We start from the raw sequence: 7,308 nt of genomic DNA on the forward strand, positions 1-7,308 counted from the left end.
AGGGATCTACGTCCCAACTTTCTCATGAAAGTTGGAGGGGTGAGAAACAAAGCAAAGACTCGGCATGAAATTCAAACAAATTCCCCCCCTTCGTTGTTGAAATAAATATTTCGACACATATTTAGATTCATGTAAATACATATTTTTTGTAGTACATGTAAAATATGTGTACATTGAGGGTGTTTAATTTTTTATCTGCTTCGTCATGACATCCAATATACTTATCGCCAAGCTCGAGGAAGTCAAAAATCAATCAACAGGATTGAAAAACTTAATTGCTTCGGACATCCTATCAGACTGTGTGGATGATCATGATCTGAAAGAACGAGTTGGTATCATTCTTCGAAATGGAGTAATTGATTTAAGTGTTGACCGTTCTGAAGTTCAGAAATTCATAGAAGGTCATCAAAGTGAAATCGATTCAATTCTCGAGAGAGAAAAGGCCAATATCTCCATGACAGGAGACAATGACAGCGACTGCATAGTGATATTCGATTTTGTTTATGAATACTGGACCAAAGTGATATCAAAAGAAGCAGGTGTTTTATCTTAACCTTTAATGCATTTGTAATGTTTGTTCGGATAGTTAATCGATCTCATCAAGTCACACTCCCTAGCGAGTTCTATAAAGACATGGGTATCAAACCAAAAGATTTGGTTTTTATTGAATACGTGAAATCAGAAGGGCACTTTATCATAAAGCCCTTCAATGGGAAGTCCTTTTTAGAGCAGATAAAAGGTGGCGACTCCTAAAATCAGTTTAGCGCGTGTTTTGTTTGGCCACTTTATTATCTTTTAAAAGTAAGGTTAATGAGCAACTGAAGCTTTCTTTGCTGACTCATTATGGCCTGCTCCCGTGCCAGCTCAGCTCGGAACTTATGTCGTGCTTTCCACCAACGTGGAAGAAAGGGTACCAACGAACGCATTTTGTTTCCTGCGAGGGTAATAGCTCGACGGCTGGAAGCCAATTCCTTTTGGTTGGCGGCCAAGACCGATTCATAGCCCTGCTTTCGAATCAAACTCATCAATTTGGTCGCTTCATCTCGCCAGCCCCGGCGTTTTTGGAAATCGACCATACCCAATTTACTCGCCGCTGGCAGGCATTCACGTGAGCGGTTGACGAGTCGGAATACGTACAACGAAACGAGGGAATACCAACCCTTGGGTGACGCATGCAGTAGGTAAGATGCGATAGCCGTGGTTGATGCGCGGTATTCTGCATCGAAAGCTTCCGCGATCTGCGAGTACTTCAGCGGGTCCTGCTTCCCGACCGCGTCCAAAACGGCGTGGCTCACCGTTTGAGAAAAGATCCGTTTGAATTGTTGCCGTTTTCCTGTTGAGAGCCAGGGAAGGGAAACGGTGTATTTGCCGGTTCTCCAGCTGCGCCGGAAGCCCGCCTCATTTGCATACTTTACGGCAATATCGGGAAAACAGGACGGGGCGACCCCATTAGCTTTCAAAAGGCCGAGGGCCAGGTCCACTTCTTTGTGTAGGCTTTTTGCGCTGATACGATGATCGCTTAGCTCCACCCGAATACTTAACGGGGCAATGTTTTTAATGGATCGTTCGGCTTGAGCCTGTACCCGAGGTGGATTCGCAGGTCCGGGCAAAGCGGTATCAACTTCTCCGGCCGATTGGTCGGGAACAAGATCGCTTCGTACGGTCAGGGAATCGGATAACCCAGAAAAACCATCGACCCGGCCTAAACAGCGACATTTGGTGAATACCTTTTTCCCTACTCGGTATGAACTCTGTTCGTAGAGGTACTGGACTCCACGAATGGTTTTAATTACGCGATAGGCCATACTGGTTTCCTTCGTAACACTACAAATTCCCTCGTTTGCATGTGAATTTCAACCTCGTCAAAGAACGTCTTCGGGAACCTCAAGGGTGGCGAATTGACCCCACGAAGTAGCGCGTTTTTCTAAACCCAATCGGTATGCGAGCGCAGTCATGACCTGCTTCACCACAGCCTTGAATTGCTCAAAACCTTCTATTTCGTCAGGGCGAATTGACCGAAGGCTTTGTTCATTTTTCCCGGTTGGGATTTTTAAAAAGTCGGAGCTCACCAAAGAGGCGAGCTCCGTGACCCGTAACACTACAAGCCGTTCTTGTTATGAGGCGAATTGGCGGTAGCTGTGACGGTCATCGCGGGTAGAAAGTTAGTGAGTTGCTGTGCAGTGGCAATGAAGTGTTCGAGGTCGCTGACCTTGTAGAACACTCTGCTGTTTTTGTGATCGCCCAGCTTGTGAAAATATGGGCCGGTGCCACGGTATCGCATGTTGCGAAGCCGCTTCACCGAGAAAATATTTCCGTAGCGCTGGGCTACCTGGGTTTCGTTGAGCAGTTGGCTTCCCGAGAGGATCGCTTTCACGATTTGTGGTTCTTGTTGTTGGATGAAACGGTCGAGTTCCTGGGGATCGTCTTTCAGAAGTTGTGCTTTGAGTGAAAGTTCAACCAGCAGGGCGCGCACGGCCGGCCGGCCAGAAAATATGGCGGTCATAGGGGTCCTCCAATTAGGGGTAATGGTTGGTTGTTGGTATTGTGGATGGAAAGTGGTGGTGACGAGTTGGGTGGTGGATTGTGATGAGTCATGGTGTAGGTGATTGAGGTTCTGGAAAGTGGAGACGAGGCCGAAGGGCGGAAGTCCCTTCGGCTTGAATGAAAAAAAGGAGTTCAACCAGCATGGATAGAGGCACTTAGCGCTTCGCAGTAACGAAGGTCAAAACGAAGTCCAAAATGCAGTTCAAAGTGAAGGTCAAAACGAAGCCCAAAACGAAGAGCAAAGTGCAGTGGAAAACGAAGACCGAAACGAAGAGCAAAACGCAGTTCAAAACGAACTCCAAAACGCAGTTAGGAATCCGGCTGGAATCAGATCCCGCTTTCACCGGAAAGACGTCAGCCCAGGCCAGCCGATGGCGTTGTGTACCTGACTTGGGAAAGGAGGAATCTCATCCTTCCTGCGAGTTCAGGGGCGGGTTCTTTTCGGCGCTGGAAGCCCCACGAACTTGTGTTGGAAACGGGGTTACCTTGCCCGTCAAAAAGCTAAAGTGGGCGTCTTGGTTTCTGATGATGGGGGCTTGCCAGCAGGTTTCCGGGTCCACAAAGAAGTCCTCTGCGCACGCCAGCAGAACCCGCGACGACAGCCTCGATGCTTTCGGTGAACATTCCACAAAACGCCGACGAATGGCCGAGCACAGGGGGCGTTCCTGGCACAGCAGCAGGATGGTGTGTGCTTGATGCCGACGATACTTCGCGGCGAGTACTTTGGTGGTCAGGCATTCCAAATGCCGCGAGAGCTGGTACAAGTTGCGTTTTGTGTCGGCGCCGCAAGCTATTTCCCAGGCAAAGAGCATTGATGGTGGCGGTGACTGCCGCGTGTCAATGAGTTCGCAAATGGCATCGGGGATACAGAACCGGTTCTCCCCAGGTAACTCCAAGCGGGTTTCCGCCCATAAGGGCTTCCCACCATTGCGGTGCCGGTTGCGTCCGGTTTTCACAAAATACCGATCCCAATGCCGGATCTCCAGGAAGGGATATCGCTGTTCCAAGAGTTGGCTCAAGGCGATGTGGGCTTTGATGGTCAACAGGCGGTGTTCGTAATCCCGTACTCCGAAACTCGGGTACCTTGCAACCAACGATGGCTCGCTCTCTTCTGGTGAATCACGTTCAAGGAAACGTTTTCCCGCCGGGGCGAGGCAATACACATACGGCAATTTGCCGGTGCGACTGCTCGGGGGAAACTTCAAGGTGGTAATGAACTCCGCTTTGTTGGTTCGCCGCTGGGAAAGCTGATGGGTAAGCTGCTGTGTCCAACGGAGCGAAGGGCTTATGCGCAACATGCGGTGCAAAATGTCGTTGGTCAGGTATCCGTACCGGTTGAGGGCATGAAGGATTTGTATTTCGGCTTCACTTGGATGTTCCATGAGGCCTCACCGTGTTCATGCCCTGGGTCAGGATCAAGGTCGAAATGTGGGGCGTCAGGAAAGGGGGGCTCTATCTCGTCTGTTTGGTCCAGAGGGACTTTAGAGCCCGCCATCTCTTCGTGGAGCTGAGTATCGTGGTGAGGGTCTCCCTGATGTTCAACATCCTTGTTCTCGCGGTAATAGTCGCAAATTTGGGCTTGCCGGAGCTCGTTCCATTGCGCCGATGTCATTTCGGTTTTTGTTCCCAAATGCGTATCAAAAACCTGACAGGTTGTGGCTGGCTTCGACCCGCATTGCACCACGAATTGTCCCGGTCTGAGATCGTGAAACGAGTCGGGCGAGATGCGCATTTCGCTGCTCATCGTCTTGGCTGTGGTGACGGTACTTTTACCGACGATTTTGACATTGGTATTGCTGACAATGGCGCGAAGCATGTCGCGGTCAATATTCTGACCCAGGTATTGCTGGGCCAGGAAAAGGCGGAGGAGAAATTGTCTGGCCTCGGCTAGCGTTTCCGGCACCGTGCGTGTATCTCCCAAGAAATTATGGGCCTCATCAAGGTATACATGTATTGGGATGCGCTCTTCCGGTGGTATGTGGCTCCGTCCAAATGCCACGGCCAAGATACTGGCCAGGAACAGTCGTCCTATGCAAGAAGCGACTTCCGAGCCGATGGCACCTTTCGGTAGGCTTACGATGAGCGTTTGTCCTCGGTCGAGTATTGTTTGGAGGCCAAAGGAACTTCGCTTTTGGCAAACGACACGACGGAACACGTCAAAGTTGAGTAGCGAGGTGAGTTTTGTTTCCAGCGAAGAACGGGTGCGGTCAAAGGACCGGTGGTATAGCCGTGTTAACAGGAACTTTCGATGGTGCTCTGGGAGCAGGTGTGCGTTCGTTTGTAGGAAGTCACTCTCGCCACGTAGGAGGTCAGCGAGATCGGTAAAGCGACTGTTCTCAGTGCTTAGTAACAGAACCATAAGAGGGTGAAGCAGGGTGGCCTGGTGGAGGCTCAGTTCAGTGTTGGAATTGAGCATGGCCAGGAACGCGGTGGTCAAGAATTGGGCCTGTGTATCGATTTGCTGTGGTGAATGGGATTGGCCCTGGCGGTCGAATGGATTGAAGCTTGGAAAAAGTCCCTCCTCAGCGGCGAGCGTAGGGTCAAACAGAATCAGGTTTGATTCCTCTCCCTGGTTTTGCCGTTCCAAATAGTCGACCCAAAAAATCGCCTGTTTGGCGACATCCCTGCTGAGATTTCCGGTCGGTTCGATCAGTACAACGGCCCGTTTCCCTCCTTCCCGTTGTCCAGGGAGTCGTACTTGGGCTACATCGCGCATGATGAGCGCTTTGAGGAGTTCAGACTTCCCTGACCCTGTTTGACCCAGCAGGAGTCCGTGCTTGGCCTGAGCCGATTCGGGAAGGTAGACGGCAATCCTCTTTTTTCGAGCGTAGTCACGGTAAATTGACGATAACGGCGGGACGCTAAATACCCATTCATGCCAACTCTCAACGAGCCGAGCTTGGCCCCGAAGGTGCGCCGGTATTCGGTGTTTTTCTGTTTGATCACTTCTCAGTTCGGCGAATTCCTGACGGTTTGGGATCTTTAGGTTGCGCAGGTTGGTAATAAATTCCGATGAATGTGATTTCGAGGCCCCTTTGAGAAGGATGTCTAATCGTCGGTTGTGGTAGGTACAAAACGCTTCCAGGGCACTGGCGGAAAGTCCCTGAAGGGTTGTTTCGCCTATGGGGAGATCGGTGTCGGCTGCACCTTGGGCTTCTCGCCAGTAGGTGTTCCAATTGGTCAATAGTAGGCGCTCCGCAGATTGGATCATCGGTCCCTCCTTTTGTGTCGGTTCTGCTCACGTTATTTGCCGAGGTCGCGGACCAGTTTTTCAAACGCATCTTTTTCGGCCTGTTTTTCCGCTTCTTTCTGTTCTGCAAAGCGCTGTTGACGAGCCCGGCATTCCTGTTCTTGTTTTTTCAGACAGCGTTGAGAGCGCCACTTTTCCCACTGCTGCCAAATGGCGTAGGCGGGTCCCAGAAACAGAAACGCGACCGTTCCTGAGACCAACTGATTTGCGGCAACGCTCAGGCTGGTCCGTTCTTGCATCCAAAGAAAACACCCCACATACCCCGCAATCGCTCCGGCGATCCTGAGTAGTCGCCCAGGGAGGCCGGGGGTGTATAGGGCTTTGGCTAGAAGGGGGCTGAGGATGAGCAGCAGGTACCCTCCAAACAAAATGAGCAGGGGCGCGGTATCCAGCGTCATGATGGGTATTCCCCGCTGGGTAAGTGGCAGGACTTTACGAAAGTGGAGGGCGGCAAGGACCCCAACCACAATGAATCCGAAGTCTTTCGGGCTGACAGAACCGTGGTTCTGTTGCCCTTTGGCGAGTATTTGACAGCCGAATCCGTAGCTCATGAGTGCGCTGGCAAAAAAGGCCCAGTTGATATCAGGCATGTGGCATCTCCTTTGAGATAAATCCGGGAACCGCTCAAGTGCCTATTTCCAGACGCACTTCGGGCAGAGAGCACAAGTTGAGCGGCTCCCGGTGGGTTTGATCTGTCTGGACGAGAAACACATTGCCGTAAATTTGGGCAAATGGGCTTCAGTGGTGCTTCACTTTGGTTTCCCGTCTCAGCGAGGATCGGATGTGGGCAGAAAAGGGCGGGATGGTCGAATCAGAGGTCGCTGGGCTGAGTGAGTTCACCTGCCAAGATTTCCGGGATGGTGAACTTTACCCAGCAGGGGTGATGATCGCGGTTCCCTCTTCCTTTGTTGCCGTATTGGGCGGTGATGCGGAACTTGCGAACGTAAATCTGGTCGCCAAATTGCAGTCGCAATTGGCCTTCAATCGGGTTCCGGCTGCGGCCACCATAAAAGTTCACGTAGATGGGCTCGAAGCGTCGGAGATCAACATCCTTGCCGTAGTAGATAGTCTCGAACCCATTGGTTTCAGGACGGCTTTGAATGTCGCGCACAAACACGCCCGCAAGGTTCCGTGACCGAGTCCTGCCATAGGACAGTTCTTGATCGTCATCACGGTGTTTGACGAACAAGTCCAAGTCGACGGTGGCATCCCAAGTGATACCCGCTGAAACTCGGCCAACGGTTTTGGCTTCAGGGTCATGTAGGTTGAGGGGGGTGGGTCGATAGTCAGCTTCCAGTTTTTGCCAGATGAACGTAAGCCTACCAACGAGCAGGCAAAAACGCGCCCTCGCTTCCTTTAAGCTAGAACCACGAGCCAACGCTAGATCAGGTTGAAGGTCTCGTGCTCATTGGCAAATGCATAGGGAAGCTGAAAGCCGCGGCCGTTGCGGATTCGCATAATCGTTTCCGACAGATACTTCTTCGGGTCGACACCGCATAAAGTGCAGGATACGC

8 protein-coding genes are annotated in these 7,308 nt (G+C 51.3%); 2 read left to right on the forward strand and 6 right to left on the reverse strand.

What is annotated here, in order from left to right:
- Window positions 1-205 precede the first annotated feature (205 nt).
- Both J3U88_RS26155 and J3U88_RS35430 read left to right on the forward strand, forming a co-directional pair.
- Window positions 206-553 (forward strand): hypothetical protein, encoded by a 348-nt coding sequence (locus tag J3U88_RS26155; RefSeq protein ID WP_207861961.1) that lies wholly within the window; start codon window positions 206-208, stop codon window positions 551-553.
- Between the two features lie 17 nt (window positions 554-570).
- On the forward strand, window positions 571-753 hold the full coding sequence (locus tag J3U88_RS35430) for an AbrB/MazE/SpoVT family DNA-binding domain-containing protein (RefSeq protein WP_207861962.1): 183 nt from the start codon (window positions 571-573) through the stop codon (window positions 751-753).
- Between the two features lie 35 nt (window positions 754-788).
- On the opposite strand, the gene J3U88_RS26165 is transcribed toward J3U88_RS35430, so the two are convergent.
- The 6 genes from J3U88_RS26165 to J3U88_RS26190 form a co-directional block, all read right to left on the reverse strand.
- Window positions 789-1,805: a hypothetical protein gene (locus J3U88_RS26165; protein WP_207861963.1), complete on the reverse strand. Its 1,017-nt coding sequence runs from the start codon at window positions 1,803-1,805 to the stop codon at window positions 789-791.
- A gap of 293 nt (window positions 1,806-2,098) precedes the next feature.
- On the reverse strand, window positions 2,099-2,503 hold the full coding sequence (locus tag J3U88_RS26170; protein ID WP_207861964.1) for a helix-turn-helix transcriptional regulator: 405 nt from the start codon (window positions 2,501-2,503) through the stop codon (window positions 2,099-2,101).
- Window positions 2,504-2,951: 448 nt separating this feature from the next.
- Window positions 2,952-3,926 (reverse strand): hypothetical protein, encoded by a 975-nt coding sequence (locus J3U88_RS26175; RefSeq protein ID WP_207861965.1) that lies wholly within the window; start codon window positions 3,924-3,926, stop codon window positions 2,952-2,954.
- Entirely contained in the window at window positions 3,863-5,755 is a 1,893-nt protein-coding gene (locus J3U88_RS26180; protein ID WP_207861966.1) for a type IV secretory system conjugative DNA transfer family protein, read from the reverse strand. Before J3U88_RS26180 ends, J3U88_RS26175 begins: the two co-directional genes overlap by 64 nt.
- A 32-nt stretch (window positions 5,756-5,787) precedes the next feature.
- The gene (locus J3U88_RS26185; RefSeq protein WP_207861967.1) at window positions 5,788-6,384 is read right to left on the reverse strand and encodes a hypothetical protein; all 597 of its coding nucleotides are present in this window, start codon (window positions 6,382-6,384) and stop codon (window positions 5,788-5,790) included.
- A gap of 221 nt (window positions 6,385-6,605) precedes the next feature.
- Window positions 6,606-7,172 carry a hypothetical protein gene (locus J3U88_RS26190; protein ID WP_207861968.1) on the reverse strand — a complete coding sequence of 189 codons (567 nt, stop codon included), beginning with the start codon at window positions 7,170-7,172 and terminating at the stop codon, window positions 6,606-6,608.
- Between the last annotated feature and the right edge of the window lie 136 nt (window positions 7,173-7,308).

The sequence above is a fragment of the Acanthopleuribacter pedis genome, from assembly GCF_017377855.1.
Lineage (GTDB): Bacteria > Acidobacteriota > Holophagae > Acanthopleuribacterales > Acanthopleuribacteraceae > Acanthopleuribacter > Acanthopleuribacter pedis.

Bases quoted from the DNA above. Each gene is read 5' to 3' on its own strand.
- J3U88_RS35430 (WP_207861962.1), top strand. From the start codon at position 571: ATGTTTGTTCGGATAGTTAATCGATCTCATCAAGTCACACTCCCTAGC.
- J3U88_RS26155 (WP_207861961.1), top strand. From the start codon at position 206: ATGACATCCAATATACTTATCGCCAAGCTCGAGGAAGTCAAAAATCAA.
- J3U88_RS26180 (WP_207861966.1), bottom strand. From the start codon at position 5,755: ATGATCCAATCTGCGGAGCGCCTACTATTGACCAATTGGAACACCTAC.
- J3U88_RS26170 (WP_207861964.1), bottom strand. From the start codon at position 2,503: ATGACCGCCATATTTTCTGGCCGGCCGGCCGTGCGCGCCCTGCTGGTT.
- J3U88_RS26175 (WP_207861965.1), bottom strand. From the start codon at position 3,926: ATGGAACATCCAAGTGAAGCCGAAATACAAATCCTTCATGCCCTCAAC.
- J3U88_RS26185 (WP_207861967.1), bottom strand. From the start codon at position 6,384: ATGCCTGATATCAACTGGGCCTTTTTTGCCAGCGCACTCATGAGCTAC.
- J3U88_RS26165 (WP_207861963.1), bottom strand. From the start codon at position 1,805: ATGGCCTATCGCGTAATTAAAACCATTCGTGGAGTCCAGTACCTCTAC.